Origin of the sequence: Nocardia sp. NPDC006044, assembly GCF_042871115.1 — a bacterium.
In the GTDB taxonomy this organism is placed as follows: Bacteria; Actinomycetota; Actinomycetes; order Mycobacteriales; family Mycobacteriaceae; genus Nocardia.
Window position 1 is genome coordinate 452,300 of the sequence record NZ_JBIAID010000002.1, and the last position, 18,477, is coordinate 470,776.

Consider the following 18,477-nt stretch of genomic DNA (forward strand, 5'->3'; position numbering starts at 1 on the left):
AAGCGGCAGGCCTGATCGCAGCTCGCAGATCTGGTTGGCCTAGCGTCATCAGGGGGTGACGATGCGCACGTGTTACTCGGGGCTGGTCGGGGCTAGCGTTTGGGTTATGGCACGTACAACGATGTACACCCAGTTCATTGCGCTTCCAGCGGAACTCGTGTGGGGGGTGCTGGGGGATCCGACACGGTGGCCGGAATGGAATCCGGGCGTCACCTCGGTACAGCTGCACGGTCCGGTCGCGGTGGGCACAACGGGTGACTACCTGCCTAGGGGGCGGGTCTACGAGACAGCGCACGGACGCACGGCGCCGCCGTTCGTCATCAGCACGCTGATACCCGGGCGGGAACTGAGCATCGAACAACCGGAACCGGCCGGGCGGATGCGGCTGACCTGGACGTTGACACCGCGTGACGGCGGTACCGAGATCACCCAGACGCTCACCTTCAGCGGGCCGTCGGCAGCGATCGCCAGGATGGTGGTCGGGTCGCTACTGGAGCACGAGACACGCGTCTGCTTCGCCCGGCTGGCGAAGCTTGCCGGTATCGAACCGGCGAAGACCGCACTCACCGTCGTAATCGCCGGTGGGACAGGCGCATTGGGCAGGCACATTGCCGCCGATCTGACCTGCCGCGGTCATCGGGTGCGCATCCTCACCCGGCGGCGCGATCCCGGACTGCCATTCGACCAGGTCGAATGGGACGGCAGATCGGTAGGCAATTGGGTTGCCGCACTGCACAATCCGGGACCTACGGCGATCGTCAACCTGGCCGGGAAACTGGTCGACTGCCGCCCCAGCAAACGCAATGTCGACCAATTGCGCAGCAGCCGAGTCGATTCCACTCGCGCACTGGTCGACGCTGCCGCCGCTCTCGACCACCCCATCGACTACTGGGTGCAGGCCAGCACCACGGCGATCTGGTCGGATGCAGGCGAAACCCGCTGCACGGAAACAACTCCGCTACCGGTGGGCCTGCCCCAGATGACCGGCGTGGCCGAGCCGTGGGAGCGGGCGTTCGACGGCGCCAACGCCGCCCACTCGACCATACTGCGCACCTCGATCGTGCTGGATCCGCAGGCCCCCGCACTGAAACGCCTGAGCCAGTTGACCAAAGCGGGTCTCGGCGGCCGCGTCGGCCCCGGCGACCAATGGTTCAGCTGGATTCACGTCGAAGACTGGCTGGCCATCGTCCGCGCCGCCCTCGGCCTCGACCCACAGGTCACGCTACCGAACGGAATCCTGGTGGCCGCCACCGACTTCCCGGTCCGCAACCGGGAACTGATGGCCGCGCTGCGCAGGCACCTGCACCGCCCGGCAGCCCCGCCGACCCCGACGGCGATTCTGAAGATCGGCGCCGTCTTCCTCCGCACCGACCCGGCCCTCGGCCTCACCGGCCGCCACGCCACCTCGACGGTGTTGCGGGAGAGCAACTTCACCTTCCGCTACCCCACCCTGGACGAGGCCCTGACCAACCTCCTGCCCCGCTGAACACCAAATCTGCACCCTCTCAGCTCCGCGACGAGACCCATGCCCAGAGCAGTGCGAACCCCCGAGAGACAGTGCGGATCTCGAGCCAGACGGGCTGGCGAAGTCACTGACCAAACAGTTCCACCACCGTCCGCCCTGCGAAGTCTTGACGAAACCCGCCGCCCCGCAGACCAAGCGACAGATAGGGTCGACCTCGCCCACCTGCTTCACCCTTCACATACCCCTCAACCCAACAACAGGTATGCGAAGGACGAAGCAGATGTGTGAAGAACCTCGACAACCCCACCCCAGCAGATGGATACGTTGGAACCCGAGGTCGCGCACCTTTCGTTGCGGAGGTAAGCCGGGAACGGCAGACAACGCACCCAGCACTACCCAGGCAAAACCCTTGGAGGCCTTCAGCTTTCGATCACCAGGTCAGCCCTTCAAAGAATTTCGTGACGCAACCACAGCCAGATGACCACGCTGGAACCCGGGGCCGCGCATCCTGACATGCGCCTAAAGCCGGGTACGGCAGGCGACGTGCTCAGCACTACTCCGGTGAAAACCTGTGTAGGTCTTCAGCTTCACTGGAGAAGTGCACAGGGGACGAGCCGGGAGGTCCTCACGGTGTAGGTGCACACCCTTCGGGGTTTGGACGGTGTCCCCGTTTCGGTGCGTGCACTGAGAGACGTCCCGGGTAACCGGTCTGCGGGTTTGTGGCCTGGCTGATGGGATGCCCGGATAGTGCTGAGCACGTCAGGTGGAGTCCCCGACCTGCTCTCCCGCGGCTTGAGTCGGCGGAGGCGAGGGTTGTCGGCGTGGGGACTGGCTGTGGTGCTGTTCTCGAGACTTTCTTCATCGAGCCGAGTCAAAAGGTTGTTGGCCTGGTTGAGTCGAGTCAAAAGGTCGCTTTGGAAGATCATCTCGCGACCATTTGACTCGACTCGATGGGGAGTGCCCGGGCTACTTCGGGCGCTTACAGCTTCACCAATGTTCTGCTGTATTGCGGGATCAGGCGGATCTTGCCTGCGCTGCCGAAATCGATGGTGACCGTGGCCAGGGGGCCGAATCCCTCGGCGGCGACTACCTTGCCGAGGCCGTATTTGTCGTCGCTCACCCGATCGCCTACGGCGAGAACGAGATTGGCGTTGTTCCGGGCGGGGGCGCTACCGGGCGCCGGGCGACGCCCGCGCTCGCTGCGAATGCCCGGCCGCTGCTCGGACCACCCGTCACCGCGGGTCCAATCACGTTCCATCCGGTCGTCGTCACCGCGCCGGCGAATGCCGCGGGTCGCCGCGGAACCGGCCGGCTCCAGTCGCCGCCAGTCGATCAGGTGATCCGGAATCTCTTGCAGGAAGCGGGATTCCGGATTCGACACCGGCTGCCCCCAGCCGGATCGCACCACCGCGCGGGTCAGGTACAGCCGCTTCCTGGCCCGGGTGATGCCGACGTAGGCGAGCCGGCGTTCCTCGGCCAGCTCGGTCGGATCGCCGAGCGCGCGCATGTGCGGGAACTGTCCGTCCTCCCAGCCGGTGACGAACACGACCGGGAACTCCAGCCCCTTGGCGGTGTGCAGGGTCATCATGGTCACCACACCGGTGCCCTCGTCCGGGATCTGATCGGTGTCGGCCACCAGCGAGACCCGCTCCAGGAACGCGGCGAGCGAGCCGGGGTCCGGCTCGCCCTCGGCCGCCTCCGGCACCAGGCCCTCTTCCCTGGCCGCCTCCGCGTTGTTGTGCGCCTCGGAACTGAATTCCCTTGCGACGCTGACCAGTTCGTTCAGGTTGTCCAGGCGCGCGCCGTCCTGCGGGTCGTCGGACGCCTCCAGCTCGGCCCGGTATCCGGTGCGCTCCAGCACCGCGTCGACCACATTGCCGACGTCCGGGAAGTCCAGGTTCTCCTGCACGCCCGCCGCCCTGATCTCGTCCAGCAGGTCGAGGAAGCCGGCGATCTGCCGCTGCGCCCGGGTATTCAGCAGCGCGACCTTGCCGTCGGCCGCGTCCCGCAGCGCCGCGGCGAAACCGATCCCCCGCTGCTCGGCGTGCACCGCCACACACGCCTCGGCGCGGTCGCCGATGCCGCGGCGCGGCGTGTTCAGGATCCGGCGCACGCTGACCGCGTCCTCGGGGTTCTCCAGCACCCGCAGGTAGGCGACGATGTCGCGCACCTCCTTGCGCTCGTAGAACCGGACGCCGCCGACCACCTTGTACGGCAGCCCCATCCGGATGAAGATCTCTTCCAGCGCGCGCGAGTTGTTGTTGGTCCGGTAGAACACCGCGACGTCGCCGTAGTTGGCCTCGCCCTGATCGACCAGCTTGTCGATCTCGCGTGCCACGAACGCGGCCTCGTCGTGCTCGTTGTCGGCGACGTAGCCGGTGATCAGATCGCCCTCGCCGGAATCGGTCCACAGCTTCTTGTCCCGCCGGTTCTCGTTGCGCGAGATCACCGCGTTGGCGGCGGACAGGATGTGCTGGGTGGAGCGGTAGTTCTGTTCCAGCAGAATGGTTTCCGCGTCCGGGAAGTCGCGCTCGAACTCCTCGATATTGCGGATGGTCGCGCCACGGAAGGCGTAGATGGACTGATCCGCGTCACCGACCACGCACAGCTCGCTCGGCGGCGCCTGATCCTCGGTCTGCTCTTCCCGATGATGACCGACCAGCTCACGCACCAGCACGTACTGCGCGTGGTTGGTGTCCTGGTATTCGTCGACCAGCACGTGCCGGAACCGGCGCCGGTAGTACTCGGCGACCTGCGGATGATGTTGCAGCAGCGCCACCGTCTCGCCGATCAGATCGTCGAAGTCCAGCGCGTTCGCCGCGCGCAACCGCCGCTGATATTCGGTGTAGACGCGAGCCACCAGGCCCGGCAGTTCGGTGTCATCGGACTCGGCATCCGCGACCGCCTGTTGCGGCCCGATCAGCTCGTTCTTCAGATTCGAGATCGCGGTCGAGAGGAGCCGCGCGGTGTATTTCTTCGTGTCGATGTCCAGGTCGCGACTGATCATCGTGAGCAGTCGCCGCGAATCATCGGCATCGTAGATGGAGAAATTCGAATTCAGGCCCGGCAACAGCGCGGCTTGCATGCGCAGGATGCGCACACAACTGGAGTGGAACGTGGATACCCACATGTTGTTCGCCCGCGGACCGACCAGTCCGCTCACCCGCTCCCGCATCTCCGCAGCAGCCTTGTTGGTGAAGGTGATCGCGAGAATCTGGCCCGGGGTCACCCCGCGCGCGGCGAGCAGGTAGGCGATACGGCGGGTGAGCACCGCGGTCTTGCCGGAACCCGCGCCGGCCACGATGAGCAGCGGTGCGCCACTGTGCACAACGGCGGCGCGCTGCTGCGGGTTCAGGCCGTCGAGTAGTTGCTCGGCTTCCGCGGCACGCCGACGCTCCCGTTCGACACGCCGTTGCTCGAGCTCGGTGGCGGACGGTGGCGGCTCGGGGACAGCGGCCCGCCGGGGTTCCCGCACCGTACGCACCTCCTCCACAGGCTGACCCGCTGCATCGGCGTTACCACCGGTGACCTGCGGTTTTTGCGTCGAATCCGGCTGCAGGGCGCGACCGGCCTGCGTCTTGGGAGCCACCGTGATGTCCATCGCCCATCCACGCTACCGGCGCGCACCGACAGAGTTGAAGCCCCGGGTAGTCTGCATGACAGATCGGCACCGCTCCGGTGAACGCGGGGCGAACTCGCCCAAGTGGGCGCCGCGCGGAAACCGGGTCCGCCTTCTCAGCAGATTCACAAAACGAAATGTTTTGCATACCTACTGACCCGTGGCAGACTGGCGACATGATGAGTGCCCGCGCGATACATCCGTTTCGGTTAACGACCGGATATCGTGATCGCGGCCCCTCTATCTGAGCGCACCATCCTGGGGGACAATTCGATGGCCCTACCAGGTCTGTTTCACGGTGAAAGAACCGATCGGTAACGAGCCGGGCTCACCCGCCGATCCATGTTCTGACACGAGGAGATGAATGATGAGCACCCCCGCCACGACGACCGGGTCCGATTCGGCGTTGCCGCAGAGCGACGCGGAGATCGACAAGCTCCGTAAGGAGATCGACCGCCTCGATGCCGAGATCCTCGCCGCCATCAAGCGCCGCACGGAGATCTCCCGGATCATCGGTCGTACCCGAATGGCCTCTGGCGGGCCCCGCCTCGTGCACAACCGCGAGATGAAGGTGCTGGAGCGATTCAGCGAACTGGGTCAGGAAGGCCACACGCTCGCGATGCTCCTGCTGCGCCTCGGCCGCGGCCGCCTCGGTCACTGACCGCCCCCTCTCCTGCCGGCCGCTCGACGCGGCCCTAGACCCATGCGGCACAGAGAACGACAACCGCATCCCCAAGGCCGCCCCGGGTGTTCATCACCCCGGGGCGGTCGTTTCGTCTGCGCGCCCGCTCAGCTGAGCGCGATGTACTTGGTGGAGAGGTATTCCTCGATGCCCTCGGTGCCGCCCTCCCGGCCGAAGCCGGAGGCCTTGACGCCGCCGAAAGGCGCTGCGGGGTCGGAGATTACGCCGCGGTTGACGCCGACCATGCCGGATTCCAGTCCCTCGGCGACGCGCAGCGCGCGGTCCAGGTCACGGGTGTAGACATAGCTGACCAGACCGAATTCGGTGTCATTCGCCGCGGCGATGCCCTCCTCCTCGGTGGCGAAGCCGACGATCGGCGCGACCGGGCCGAAGACCTCCTCACGCAGGATCCTGGCCTGCGCGGGTACCTCGCTGAGGATGGTGGCGGGGTAGAACCAGCCGGGTCCACCGGGAGCCTTACCGCCGAGGCGGACCTTGGCGCCCACCGAGACGGCGTCCTCGACCAGCTCGCTGACGATAGTGAGCTGCTCCTCGCTGATCAGTGGGCCGAGTGTGGTGCCGGCATCGGTGCCGGGGCCGAGGACCACGCTGTTCGACATCGCCTCGACGAACTTGCCGGTGAACTCTTCCAGCACCCCGTTCTGCACGTGGAAGCGGTTGGCCGCGGTGCATGCCTCGCCGCCGTTGCGCAGTTTGGCCAGCATCGCGCCCTGCACGGCCGCGTCGATGTCCGCGTCGTCGAACACCACGAACGGCGCGTTCCCGCCGAGTTCCATCGATGTGCGCAGCAGCCCGTTGGCCGATTTCTCCACCAGTTTCTTGCCGACCTCGGTGGAGCCGGTGAAGGTCAGCTTGCGCAGCCGCGGATCGTCGAGCAGCGGCTGGGTCACCGCCCCGGAATGGCTCGAGGTGATCACCGAGAGCACCCCGTCGGGCAGTCCGGCCTCGCCGCACAGCTTGGCCAGCAGCAGCATGGTCAGCGGGGTCGCCGAGGCGGGCTTGACGATCATGGTGCAGCCGGCCGCCAGCGCGGGACCGATCTTGCGGGTGCCCATCGCCAGCGGGAAGTTCCAGGGGGTGATCGCCAGGCACGGCCCGACCGGCTGCTTGTGCACCATGATCCGGCCGGTGCCGGACGGGGCGTGCAGGTAGCGCCCGTGCACCCGGACCGCCTCCTCGCTGAACCACCGGAAGAACTCCGCGCCGTACTTCACCTCGTTGCGGCTCTCCGGCAGCGCCTTGCCCATTTCCAGGGTCATCAGCAGCGCGAATTCCTCGGCCCGCGCGGTGATCTGCTCGAAGACGGCGCGCAGGATCTCGCCGCGTTCACGCGACGGGCGCGCGGCCCAGTCGGCCTGCACCGCGACGGCCGCGTCCAGCGCGCGCACCGCGTCTTCGGGGGTCGCGTCGGCGACCTCGGTCAGCACCTCCCCGGTGGCCGGGTTGTGCACCGGGAAGGTGCCACCACCGGTGGCGGCCACCGGCCCACCGATCCATAGCTGCGTCGGGACGGATTCGAGAACTTCGCGTTCGGACACCATGAGTGCCAGCGTAGGCCGCGTCGCGCCGGTTCTCACCGAGTCCGCGGGGGTGTTTGCCGTGCGCGGCGCTCCAGCGGTGAGTAACCTCGGCGAGCGTGAGCAGCGACATCACCGCGACGGCGGCCTGGCGGAAACTGCACGAGCACTTCGACGCGATCGCGGGGCGGCACCTGCGCGAGTTGTTCGCCGACGATCCGTCGCGAGGCCGTGCGCTGACCCTCGACGTGGCGGATCTGCACATCGATTTCAGCAAGCACCGCGTCACCCGGGAAACCCTGGATCTGCTCGTCGAATTGGCGCGCGAGGCGAAGGTCGCCGAGCGCAGGGACGCGATGTACCGGGGCGAGCACATCAACACCTCGGAGGACCGCGCGGTCGCGCACATCGCGTTGCGGGCGCCGGCGGGCGAGCCGGTGCTGGTGGACGGCGTCGACGCGAGCGCGCAGGTGCACGAGGTGCTGGCGCGGATGGGTGAGTTCACCGACGCGCTGCGCTCCGGCGCATGGCGCGGGGCCACCGGCGAACGCATCAGCACCGTGGTCAACATCGGCATCGGCGGCTCCGATCTCGGGCCGGTGATGGTCTACCAGGCGCTGCGCCACTACGTCGACGCGGGCATCAGCGCCCGGTTCGTCTCCAATGTCGACCCGGCCGACCTGGTCGCCAAGCTCGACGGACTCGACCCTGCCACAACACTTTTCATCGTCGCCTCGAAGACCTTCTCCACCCTGGAAACCCTGACCAACGCGACCGCCGCCCGGCGCTGGCTGGTCGGCGCGCTCGGCGAGGACGCGGTGGCCAAGCACTTCGTCGCCGTCTCGACCAACGCCGAGAAGGTGGCCGAGTTCGGCATCGACACCGCCAACATGTTCGGTTTCTGGGACTGGGTCGGCGGTCGCTACTCGGTGGACTCCGCGATCGGCCTCTCGGTGATGGCCACCATCGGCCGGGAACGCTTCGCCGAGTTCCTGGCCGGAATGCACGCCGTGGACGAGCATTTCGCGAACGCGCCGCTCGAGGCGAACGCGCCGGTGCTGCTCGGCCTGCTCGGCGTCTGGTACTCGAACTTCTTCGGCGCGGAATCCCGTGCGGTACTGCCCTATTCGAACGACCTGGCGCGCTTCCCGGCCTACCTGCAGCAGTTGACGATGGAGTCGAACGGCAAGTCGGTGCGCGCCGACGGCAGCCCGGTCACCACCTCCACCGGCGAGATCTTCTGGGGCGAGCCGGGAACCAACGGCCAACACGCCTTCTACCAACTGCTGCACCAGGGCACCCGGCTCATCCCGGCGGACTTCATCGGCTTCGCCCGCCCCACCGACGATCTGCCCACCCGCGACGGCACCGGCAGCATGCACGACCTGCTGATGAGCAACCTGTTCGCGCAGACCAAGGTGCTCGCGTTCGGCAAGACCGCCGAGGAGATCGCCGCCGAGGGCACCGACCCGAAAGTGGTGCCGCACAAGGTGATGCCGGGCAATCGGCCCAGCACCACCATCCTCGCGCCGCTGCTCACGCCGTCGGTCGTCGGCCAGTTGATCGCGCTCTATGAGCACCAGGTGTTCGTCGAGGGCACCATCTGGGGCATCGACAGCTTCGATCAGTGGGGTGTGGAACTCGGCAAGCAGCAGGCGCTGGCCCTGGCCCCGCTGCTGACCTCCCCGGAAGAGCCTGAGCCACAAGGCGATTCGTCCACCGACGCGCTCATCCGCTGGTATCGCGCGAAGAAGTAGGCGCTCAGCGCCGCACCTCGTACCGCCGGCCGCGCTGACGCAGCACCAGATCGGCGCGCGCCTTGGTGGTGTCGATCAGGTCGGCGTTGCGCAGATCGCTCTCGTGCACCTTCGTCCGGGCGGCCGCCGGAGTGCGACCGCCGCGAATGTGACGGCGCAGCAAACGGTGCTCCAGGAGTTCCCGTGCCGCGTCGAGGTACCAGCATTCGTCCAATAGCTTGCGCACCGCCGACCATTCGCGATCACCGACATCGTCGAGCAGCAGGTAATTCCCCTCGGTGAGCACGATCGTCTGCCGCTCGAAGACCAGCCCCGCGGGGATCGGATCGTGCACGGCGCGGTCGAAGACCGGCCACGGCACCGGCTCGCCGATCGGGGTGTCCCGGAGCCTGCGCAGGTTGGCGAGGAAGGCCGCGGTGTCGAAGGTATCCGGTTCCCCTTTGCGCGCAAGGCTTCCCGCGGCGTCCAACTGCGCGTTGGTGAGGTGATAGCCGTCCATCGGCGCGATCTCGGCGATCGGCGACTGGACGTTGAGCGCGTTGCGCAACCGCACGGACAGGGTGGACTTGCCCGCCCCCGGCGGTCCGACGATGCCGAGCAGATAGCGGCCGTCGCGGCCGGCCGCGTGCTCGCGCACCCGCCGGGCCAGCGCGCTCAACGATGTTTCGGCGTACGCCCCGTCCACCGAAGTCACTGTACTGCCGGGCCGCGCGGCGGGGATCGGCACGCCGGAACCATGCGAATCGCGCACACCGCGTATGCCGGATCCTCGCTTGTCGCGCCGCTCGGTCGCTCATAGCGTCGACCGGGTGAGTGCGATCGAGAACAAGAAACTGCTGGAGCACATCTTCGAGCAGATGGCCGCGGGCAACACCGCCGCGTTGAGCGAGGCGATGGCGGACGAGTTCCGCTGGGTGTTTCCCGGCGACTGGTCGTGGAGTGGCGTCTGGGAGTCGAAAACCGTTGTGCGGAACGGGCTCCTGCGACCGCTGATGGCGCAGTTCGCCGAATACCGGGTCGCCGCGGACTTTGTCGTCGCGGCGGCGGATCGGGTTGTCGTCCAAGCCCGCGGGCACGGCGTGACCACGCGCGGCGAGCGTTACGACCAAACCTACTGCTTCATATTCACGGTAACCGACGGGCAATTGACCGAGGTGATCGAACATTGCGACACCGCGCTCGTCGAACGGGTGCTGGACCGAATCGCGGCTTGACCCCGAAATGGCGTCTCACCGGGCTCGTATACGAGCCCGGTGAGACGTCCGGTTTCTACCGATAGTGATGGTTAGTCGCGAGTAGCCAGTTGCGGCAGCTTGGTCGCCTTGGTGGCATTGGCCACCTGGACGCAGTCAGCGGCCGTGGTGCCCGCGGTGTTGTTCCGGACATTGGTGTTGCACGCGTTCTTCAGCGCGCTGGACAGTGCGCCGTAGTTGGAGTTGGACGTCAGCAGGGTCTGCGTGGTCCAGTACAGCGCGGCGGTCTTCGTGATGCCGAGCCCGGTGACGGTCACGCCGTTGAGGGTGCCACCGTCGGTGATGAGCGACGCGGTGCGGTTGCCCACTCCGCTGTTGGTGTGCACGCCGCCACTGTCGCCGCTACCGGAGTACCAGTAGGTGCCACGGTAGGTGTCGGGATCCTGGTATGCGTTCGGGTTCTTCATGTCCCGGATCACGCCGATCGAGCTGCACACGCCGAGCTTCCACCGGTTGGCGGGGGTGTTGCAGGTGTTGGCGGTGTCCACCAGGAAGGTGAGCTCGCCGAACACATCGGACATGGACTCGTTGATCGCGCCCGGCTCGTTGCGGTAGACCAGACCGTTGGTGTTCTGGGTCACGCCGTGGGTGAGCTCGTGTGCGGTGATGTCCTCGGTGGTCAGACCCGAACCGTAGGCCATGTAGCTGCCGGACCAGAAGGCGTTCTGGTACGGGCACTCGGTGGTGGTGCAGAGCCGGACGGTGGCGCGCAGCGCCTTACCCTTGCCGTCTCCGGTGTCGGAACCGATCAGGTTCGTCAGGTTCGCCACCTTGGTGTACTGGGCATAGAACTTCTCGGTGTTGCCCAGGTAGTCGTAGATCTTGTCGACATCCGCGATCCCGCTGGCCGGCTGCCCTTCCGACCTGGTGGAGCGGATGCTGCCGGTGCCGCAGCCGGCCCGGTTGGGGTCGATGCGCCGGTTCGCGTTGTCACACACGACCCGGTTGAGGTGCTTGGTCTCGCTCCAGCTGTCGAGCACCTTGCCGGTGTTGTTCGCGTCGACGAAGACGACCCAGGTGGCGGGCTCGCCCTTCTTGTCGGCGCTCAGACCGGTGATGTCGACCTTGAAGGACGGAACCGCGACGCTCTGCGCCTCGTCCTTGGCGGCCAGCTTCGAGTCGTACCAGTAGGCCTTCGTCTCGGTGACGGAGAGCTGATCCGGCGCGGCCTTGCTCTGCTCGGCGACCTTCTTCAGCGCGGTCGCCTGCACCGCGGCCGACGGGGCCGTGGTGGAGAACTTGCCCTGCGACTTCTTCGCCAGCGAACCGGTCACCGAGATGAGCGAGCCGTCCGCGGACAGCGACTGGGCCGCCGAGGCGCCGAACACCGGCACCTTGTCGATCTCCTGGCGCAACCGGACCGTGGATCCCTCACCGACCTGGAACACAGACTCCACGACCAGGTTGCCCGCGGTATCGCCATTGCCGCCGAGCGCCTTCTGCACACCGTTCGCGTGCGCCTGCGCCGCGGCCGGTGCTTCGGCGGCCGTTCCCGCCGGAGTCTTGATCGGCTCCTTCGGGACCACCTGCTGAACGGAACCCTGCTGATCCGTCGTGACTTCTTTCGGGACGGAGGAAAGGTCGGAACCCGAGGGTGCGGATGGACTGGTCGGCGGCGCTCCGCTGGCCCCTGGGCCGGACGCGAAGATCATTGCCCCGACAGCAATTATCGCAAAGGCGGTATTTCGACCCGCCCGTTTATGTGTGGGTTTCATGACCAAGTAGAACCACATACGAGCGGCCAACTCGACTGGAGACGAGACTGGGGAAAGGCTGTGAATAGCCCAGGAATCTCTTGGCTATCGGTGCAATGTGCTCTTATGATGTTATGCGCGAATATCTTTCGAATTCACCGATGAAAGGCAAATCCGGAAGTTACCCGGGCTTCCAATTGCATTGATCCGCCACGAAAGCGGCTATGCACACGCCTAACACCCTAAGAGAGAACACATTTCGACGCCGTATGATGCTCCCGCCCACAGCTTCATGATCGCTGACGAGGTCGGCAATATGGGCGGCTATTCCTCCAGAACTCCTGTAACCCAACCTATTCCGGGCGACAAAGCTCAGACCAATGCCCGCTCCAGGATGGCTCCGGTGTCCACCCCGGTCGGTAGGGTGCCGAACGCGATGCCCCAGTCATCGCCGAGCCTGGTCGCGCAGAACGCGTCCGCTACGGCCGAGTGGCCGTGCCGAACCAGTTGCGCCCCTTGCAATACCAGGGCCATGAGCTCGACGATCCGGCGCGCACGGAACTCGATGTCGCTGAGATCGGACAGTTCCTTGCCCACCCGGGCGATGGCGTCGTCCAGCCGCGGGTTCGCGCCCCGGGCCAGGGAGACCTCGTTGAAGTACGCCTCGACCGTCTCCGGCTGACGACCCATGGCGCGCAACGCATCCAGCGCCGCGACATTGCCGGAACCTTCCCAGATCGACATCAGCGGGGCCTCACGGTAGAGCCGCGGCATGCCCGACTCCTCGGCATAACCGTTGCCGCCGAAGCACTCCAGCGCCTCTGCCGCGTGCGACGGCGCCCGCTTGCACACCCAATACTTGGTGACCGCCAACGCGATTCGCCGCAGCGCCGCCTCGGCGGGATCCTGGCTCGCGCGGTCGGTGGCGCCGGCCAGGCGCATCATCACGGTGGTCGCGGCGTCGGACTCGATCACCAAGTCCGCCAGCACGTTACGCATAGCGGGTTGGTCGATCAGCTTGGCGCCGAACGCTTCTCGATGCCGCGCGTGGTGCGCGGCGAACACCACACCGGTGCGCATGCCGGTGGCCGAGCCGATCACGCAGTCCAGCCTGGTCATGTTCACCATCTCGATGATGGTCTTGACCCCGGAGCCCTCCGCGCCGACCAGCCAGCCGGTGGCGTTCTCGTACTCGATCTCCGAGGAGGCGTTGGACTTGTTGCCCAGCTTGTCCTTGAGCCGTTGGATGCGGATGGGATTGCGGGTGCCGTCCGGCAGCACCCTGGTCAGCAGGAAGCAGGACAGTCCGCCGGGCGCCTGGGCCAGCGTGAGGAACATGTCCGACATCGGCGCCGAGGTGAACCACTTGTGCCCGACGATGCGGTAGGAACCGTCGGGTTGCGGTGTCGCCATGGTGGTATTGGCGCGGACGTCGGAGCCGCCCTGCTTCTCGGTCATCGACATGCCCGCGATCAGCCCGGCCTTCGAGGAGGGCGCACGCAGGCCGAAGTCGTAGACCCGGGAGCCGAGCAACGGCTCGTACATCGCCGAGAGTTCCGCGTTGTGCCGCAACGCGGGCACCACGGCGTAGGTCATCGAGATCGGACACATGTGGCCGGCTTCGACGGCGCCCCAGGTGAAGAACTTCGCCGCGCGGGCGACGTGCGCGCCCGGCCGGTCGTCCAGCCAGGGGGAGCCGTGCAGGCCATGGGACACAGCGACATTCATCAAGTCGTGCCAGTGCGGGTGGAACTCGACCTCGTCGATGCGATGGCCGTAGCGGTCGTGTGTGCGCAGCACCGGCGGATACTCGTTGGCGATCCGCCCCCACTCCTGAGCCGCGGAACCGCCTGCGAGCACGCCGAGTTCGCGCACCTCGACCTCGGCCCAGCCCGCACCCTCCCGGTGCAGCCCCTCGATCAGCGCCGGATTGCGCGAGACATCGAACGGCGCGATGTCGGGGACCTGGTTGAAGACTTCATGCGTCTGCATCGGACACTCCTGATTCCGGACGAGCGGTCACGCTCGACTGCACGCGCACGCCGAGTGCGCGTAAGGCGAAGGTAATGAGTTCGGGGACAACGGATTCCCCGTGCGGTGCCGAGGCCAGCGGGCCGACCAGCACCTCCCCGATCGCGCCGACCAGCGCGGCCGCGCTCATGCGGGCGTCCTGCGCGGGCAGTTCGCCCCGCGAAACGCCCTCCGCGACCGCCGATTCGAACGCCTCGGCGAAGGCGCGGCGAAAGTGCAGCCGTTCCGCGTCGACCACGGTGTCCACCGGCTCGACGAGCAGCACGTAGGCGAGTTTCGGATTCTTCAGCGCACGTCCGGCGAAGGTCTCGACCGCGGCGGTCACCCGTTCGATCGCGGTCCCCTCCGCGCTCGCGGCGGCCACCGCGGCAACCTCCCAGGCAACCACCTTGCGGAACACCGCAGTGATCAGCTCCGTCTTGCCCGCGAAGTTCTTGTAGACGGTTCCGGTGGCCACGCCCGCCTCCGCGGCGACGGCCGCCATGGACAACCCGGCATAGCCGGCGCTGGACAGCACCGTGGTCGCGGCCTGCACGATCAGCCCCGCCTGCGCATCCAGGCGGGCCTGCACTGCGGGGGTTCTGCGGTAGGCCACCCAAGAAGTGAATCATGAATTCATTTCTTGCCACAAGGGGGGTTTTACGGCGTATGGTCGGGGTCGTGATCGAGCGAAGCTGTGAGGGGTTGTCATGAGTGTGCGAATCGAGCGCAGCGGACCGGTGACCACCGTCATCCTGCATCGTCCCGAGGCACGCAACGCGGTCGACGGACCGACCGCCGCGGCCCTGGCCGACGCCTTCCGCGAGTTCGACGCCGATCCCGACGCCGCGGTGGCGGTCCTCTGGGGCGACGGCGGCACCTTCTGCGCGGGCGCCGACCTCAAGGCACTGGGCACCGAGCGGTCCAATCAGGTCACCGAGGACGGCGACGGCCCGATGGGGCCGACCAGGATGCGGCTGTCCAAGCCGGTGATCGCCGCCGTCTCCGGGTACGCGGTCGCCGGCGGGCTCGAGTTGGCGCTGTGGTGCGATCTGCGGGTTGCCGAGCAGGACAGCGTCTTCGGCGTGTTCTGCCGCCGCTGGGGTGTGCCGCTGATCGACGGCGGCACGTTGCGCCTGCCGCGGCTCATCGGCACCAGCCGCGCCATGGACCTGGTGCTCACCGGCCGTCCCGTCGACGCCGCCGAGGCCTTGCAGATCGGCCTGGCGAACCGGGTCGTCCCGACCGGCGAATCCCGCAGTGCCGCAGAGCAACTCGCCGCCGAGCTGGCCGCGCTGCCGCAGGCCTGCCTGCGCTCGGATCGGATGTCGCTGCTGGAGCAGGACGGCATGGACGAGGAGACCGCGCTGCGCAACGAGCTGAAGCACGGCATCACCGCGCTCACCAACGGCGCCCTGGAGGGAGCGCAACGCTTCGCCGCGGGCGCGGGCAGGCATGGCGCGCGGGCATGAGCCGGCGTAGCGAAACAAGCACGGAGGCAAGGGAATCGAACGTGGTCGAGAGCGAGGTGTAGGCGTGCGCCCGATGGGCCGGTTGAGTGTGGTCGACGAGATCTTCCTGCGTACTCATCGCGGCCTCGGCACCCCCATCGCGCTGCAAGGCTTGTGGCGCACCGCCGACCGCATCGATCCGGCGCTGCTGCACGCGGTGCACGCGGCATTACGGACCGGGCCGTTGGGACGACGGGTGATTCGGCCGCAGGTGCCGGGCGCCCGGCGATCCTGGCAGCGGACTACCCGGGCCTATCCGCTCGCGCTCACCGATCGGCCGATCCACACCACCGCGCTCATGGAGTGGGCCGACGCACAGGGCGCCGGCCTCGACCCCGAATTCGGTCCCGGCTGGCGACTGTCCGCCGTGGCGCTGGACGATGGCGGTTCCCTTGTTTCCCTTACCTGTTCGCACGCGCTTGCCGACGGCCGAGGACTCGTGCTCGCGGTGGACGACGCGCTCGGTGGCACGTCCCTGACCGCAGGCGCGCCCACCGCGCCGGCAGCCCACTCCGCCGGCGCAACGCATCGCGACTCGCCGGGCCGGCCCGGCGGGGCGGGGACCGGCGCGCCGGCAACGGGCTCGGAGTGGGCCGATGCGCGAAGACAGTGGTCGATCGTCTTGCGCGGGACCGCCAACGCGCTGCGCCGCGGGATTCCCGACCGGCCTCCCCGAGCAACCAGCCGTGACCACACCGACGCCCCGGTGCGGACGCATAGCGCCGTACTCCGATGCCCCGTCGCCGATTGGGACAACGCCGCCATCGCCCAGGACGGCACCGCCAACAGCCTGTTCATCGCGTTGGTCGCGAACATGCTGTGGGCCAGCGGGTTCCGGCCCGACACGATCGACGCCAGCCTTCCGGTCGACACCCGCGACGAACCCCGGGTCGACAACGATCTGTCGATGACCGACATCGCCATCGACCGCGCCGACACCCCCTCGACTATCCGGGAGAAGGCCCGCGCCGCCTACGAGCGCCGCATGTCCAGCCCCGGCGGCCTGCCCGAGGAACTGCTACAGGTGATACCGGACCGCTGGGCCTACGCGTTGTCCAAGGGCGCAGGTGAGCGAGACATCTTGTGCTCCAACATCGGAACCCTGCCCGCCACCCTGCGCACACTGGGTCCGCACCGATGCCTCGGCGTCGCCGCGCGGGCGATTCATCCGGGCCTCACCACCACCCAGCTCCCGCGAACCCGGCTGTCCGGCTATCTCTGCCGCATCGGCGACGACTATCTCCTGTCGCTGGTCGGTCTCGACCCGGCAGGTATCGAATCCTCCGCAGCACTAACGGATTTGGCGCAGCAGACGCTGCTGGAATCCGGCCTTCCCGCGCATCCCTGGTGACCGGGCGTCACTCCATCTCGTCGATATCACTCGCGGTGAGCGCGGCGGCGAAGAGCTGAGCGTGATCCGGCCGGTTGGGGTCGTAACCGGTAACCGTCGCGATCCGGTTGAGCCGATAGTTGAGCGTGTTCCGGTGCACGACCAGCGCGGCCGCGGCCTGCTGCCGGTTGTAGTCGTTGTCGATGAGCGCGCGCAGCGCTTCCATCAGGTGCGGCTGGTCACGGAGCGGGTCGAGCAGGGTGAGCAGCCAGGTCCGCGCGGGCCCTGGTCGCGCGAGTTGATACTGCAACGCCAGGTCCGCCATCCGGTACACCGCGGTCGGCCGCCGGAGTTGGTAAGCGAGCCTGGCGATTTCACCGGCCTCCGCCGCGGCGGCGGGCACGTCGTCCACGCCGGCCGCGGTGGCGAAGCCGGCGACCGTGCGCGCTCCGGTCCCCTGTGCCACGCGGGTGACGAAAGCGTCCAGGGCCGTGGCGAGTTCGCCCTGCGCGCCCGGCACCAGCACCACCCCCCCGCCGCGCTCGACGGAACCGAGCACCCGGCTGGACACCGCGTCGATCTCGGTCTGCACGATGCGCAGCACCGGGCGGCCAGCCCCCGACGATTCCGGCTCGGCCACCCGGAACACCAGCACATCGAACCCGCCGTCCAGGGCGATGCCGAACCGCTCGGCCAGCAGGTCGACGGGATTGCCGCGCACCAGCGCCTGCGCCACCGCGCGTTTGGCCTCCCGCTGCTCCCAGTGCAAATCCTGCCGCTCGCGCAGGTACGCGCCCGCGACCCCCGGCGTCACCGCGCCGAGGTATCCGAGCATGTAAGGCACTGCGGCCAACAGCTGTTCGCGCTGCTCCGGCGTGGTGGCCAAGGCGGCCACCGAGTTCCACGCGGCCACCGCGCCCAGGTGATACACCGAGAGCACGGTGTCGAGCGGGATCCCGGCCCTGGCCCGCCGCACCGCGATGTCGATCAGCTCGGTCAGCTCGTCCGGGCGCGGCGTACGCCCCTCGCCCAGCGACCGCAGGAACAGCCGCAGGTTGGCCTCGGCGGCGAGCGGCAGGTCGCGGCCGCTCTGGTCGGCGGGCAGCTCTCGATACGACGGCACCTCGCCGAGCACCGCCGTGAGCAGATCACGAGCAACATCGGGCAACGCCGCCCGCACAAAGTCGGAGAACTCGGCCAGCGCGGCAGGATCAGAGGGTGCAGTCACCCGCACATTGTTTACATACACAAACCACTCTCGACAATAGGCACTTTCTGCCAGCGTCAAGTAGTGCACGCAACCAACCTGCGGTTCCCGTCCGATGCACAAACACCGGGCCGATTCTTTGTCGCACGAACGGTGACCCACGACACATTGTCCTGCCCAGGTACGTCGCGCCGACGTGGTGTCATCACCACCGCACCCGCGCTCGGCCCAGTGCTGTCGCTATCCACTCCCCTCCTTGCGCCGGCCGAGCCAGCGCACGAACAGCTCGACGAGGCCCATCCGATGGGCACCGCGGTCCGCAGGCCGCCTGAGCAGGCACCGGAGGGTGGACGCGAACTGCCGTCGTACCGGGCCGGCCGAACGGCGTTCCCGCACAACGGGTTAGCGCGA

At 67.6% G+C, this 18,477-nt stretch carries 13 protein-coding genes; 6 read left to right on the plus strand and 7 right to left on the minus strand.

Annotated elements, in window-relative coordinates; all coding sequences use genetic code 11:
- Positions 1 to 106: 106 nt before the first annotated feature.
- On the plus strand, positions 107 to 1,486 hold the full coding sequence (locus tag ACFYO1_RS19800) for a DUF1731 domain-containing protein (protein WP_387232784.1): 1,380 nt from the start codon (positions 107 to 109) through the stop codon (positions 1,484 to 1,486).
- 958 nt (positions 1,487 to 2,444) lie between these two features.
- On the opposite strand, the gene pcrA is transcribed toward ACFYO1_RS19800, so the two are convergent.
- The gene (pcrA, locus tag ACFYO1_RS19805; protein WP_387232787.1) at positions 2,445 to 5,066 is read right to left on the minus strand and encodes a DNA helicase PcrA; all 2,622 of its coding nucleotides are present in this window, start codon (positions 5,064 to 5,066) and stop codon (positions 2,445 to 2,447) included.
- Positions 5,067 to 5,451: 385 nt separating this feature from the next.
- Between pcrA and ACFYO1_RS19810 the strand changes: the two genes are divergently transcribed.
- Positions 5,452 to 5,745 carry a chorismate mutase gene (locus tag ACFYO1_RS19810; protein ID WP_014988338.1) on the plus strand — a complete coding sequence of 98 codons (294 nt, stop codon included), beginning with the start codon at positions 5,452 to 5,454 and terminating at the stop codon, positions 5,743 to 5,745.
- 128 nt (positions 5,746 to 5,873) lie between these two features.
- On the opposite strand, the gene ACFYO1_RS19815 is transcribed toward ACFYO1_RS19810, so the two are convergent.
- A complete protein-coding gene (locus tag ACFYO1_RS19815; protein ID WP_387232790.1) occupies positions 5,874 to 7,328 on the minus strand; it encodes an NAD-dependent succinate-semialdehyde dehydrogenase in 1,455 nt (484 codons plus the stop codon).
- A 95-nt stretch (positions 7,329 to 7,423) separates the two neighbouring features.
- On the opposite strand from ACFYO1_RS19815, the gene pgi reads away from it, so the two are divergent.
- Positions 7,424 to 9,061, plus strand: coding sequence for a glucose-6-phosphate isomerase (pgi, locus tag ACFYO1_RS19820; protein ID WP_387232793.1), 1,638 nt, complete (start codon positions 7,424 to 7,426; stop codon positions 9,059 to 9,061).
- A gap of 4 nt (positions 9,062 to 9,065) precedes the next feature.
- Here the strand turns inward: pgi and ACFYO1_RS19825 are convergent, their stop codons facing one another.
- On the minus strand, positions 9,066 to 9,746 hold the full coding sequence (locus ACFYO1_RS19825; RefSeq protein WP_387232796.1) for a nucleoside/nucleotide kinase family protein: 681 nt from the start codon (positions 9,744 to 9,746) through the stop codon (positions 9,066 to 9,068).
- A 124-nt stretch (positions 9,747 to 9,870) separates the two neighbouring features.
- On the opposite strand from ACFYO1_RS19825, the gene ACFYO1_RS19830 reads away from it, so the two are divergent.
- Complete coding sequence (locus tag ACFYO1_RS19830; RefSeq protein ID WP_387232799.1) at positions 9,871 to 10,275, plus strand: nuclear transport factor 2 family protein; 405 nt, start codon at positions 9,871 to 9,873, stop codon at positions 10,273 to 10,275.
- Between the two features lie 71 nt (positions 10,276 to 10,346).
- Here the strand turns inward: ACFYO1_RS19830 and ACFYO1_RS19835 are convergent, their stop codons facing one another.
- From ACFYO1_RS19835 to ACFYO1_RS19845, 3 genes are all read right to left on the minus strand, one after another.
- Positions 10,347 to 11,840, minus strand: coding sequence for a M4 family metallopeptidase (locus tag ACFYO1_RS19835; protein WP_387232802.1), 1,494 nt, complete (start codon positions 11,838 to 11,840; stop codon positions 10,347 to 10,349).
- 540 nt (positions 11,841 to 12,380) lie between these two features.
- Complete coding sequence (locus ACFYO1_RS19840) at positions 12,381 to 14,000, minus strand: acyl-CoA dehydrogenase family protein (protein WP_387232805.1); 1,620 nt, start codon at positions 13,998 to 14,000, stop codon at positions 12,381 to 12,383.
- Positions 13,987 to 14,634 carry a TetR/AcrR family transcriptional regulator gene (locus tag ACFYO1_RS19845; RefSeq protein WP_387232808.1) on the minus strand — a complete coding sequence of 216 codons (648 nt, stop codon included), beginning with the start codon at positions 14,632 to 14,634 and terminating at the stop codon, positions 13,987 to 13,989. The genes ACFYO1_RS19840 and ACFYO1_RS19845 overlap by 14 nt, the downstream gene beginning before the upstream one ends.
- Positions 14,635 to 14,728: 94 nt before the next feature.
- Here ACFYO1_RS19845 and ACFYO1_RS19850 point away from each other — a divergent pair, with 94 nt between their 5' ends.
- Positions 14,729 to 15,490, plus strand: a complete 762-nt coding sequence (locus ACFYO1_RS19850) for a crotonase/enoyl-CoA hydratase family protein (RefSeq protein WP_387232811.1) — start codon at positions 14,729 to 14,731, stop codon at positions 15,488 to 15,490.
- Positions 15,491 to 15,563: 73 nt separating this feature from the next.
- The gene (locus ACFYO1_RS19855) at positions 15,564 to 16,880 is read left to right on the plus strand and encodes a hypothetical protein (protein ID WP_387235234.1); all 1,317 of its coding nucleotides are present in this window, start codon (positions 15,564 to 15,566) and stop codon (positions 16,878 to 16,880) included.
- Between the two features lie 7 nt (positions 16,881 to 16,887).
- Here ACFYO1_RS19855 and ACFYO1_RS19860 read toward each other — a convergent pair whose 3' ends face one another.
- A complete protein-coding gene (locus ACFYO1_RS19860; RefSeq protein WP_387232814.1) occupies positions 16,888 to 18,087 on the minus strand; it encodes a PucR family transcriptional regulator in 1,200 nt (399 codons plus the stop codon).
- Between the last annotated feature and the right edge of the window lie 390 nt (positions 18,088 to 18,477).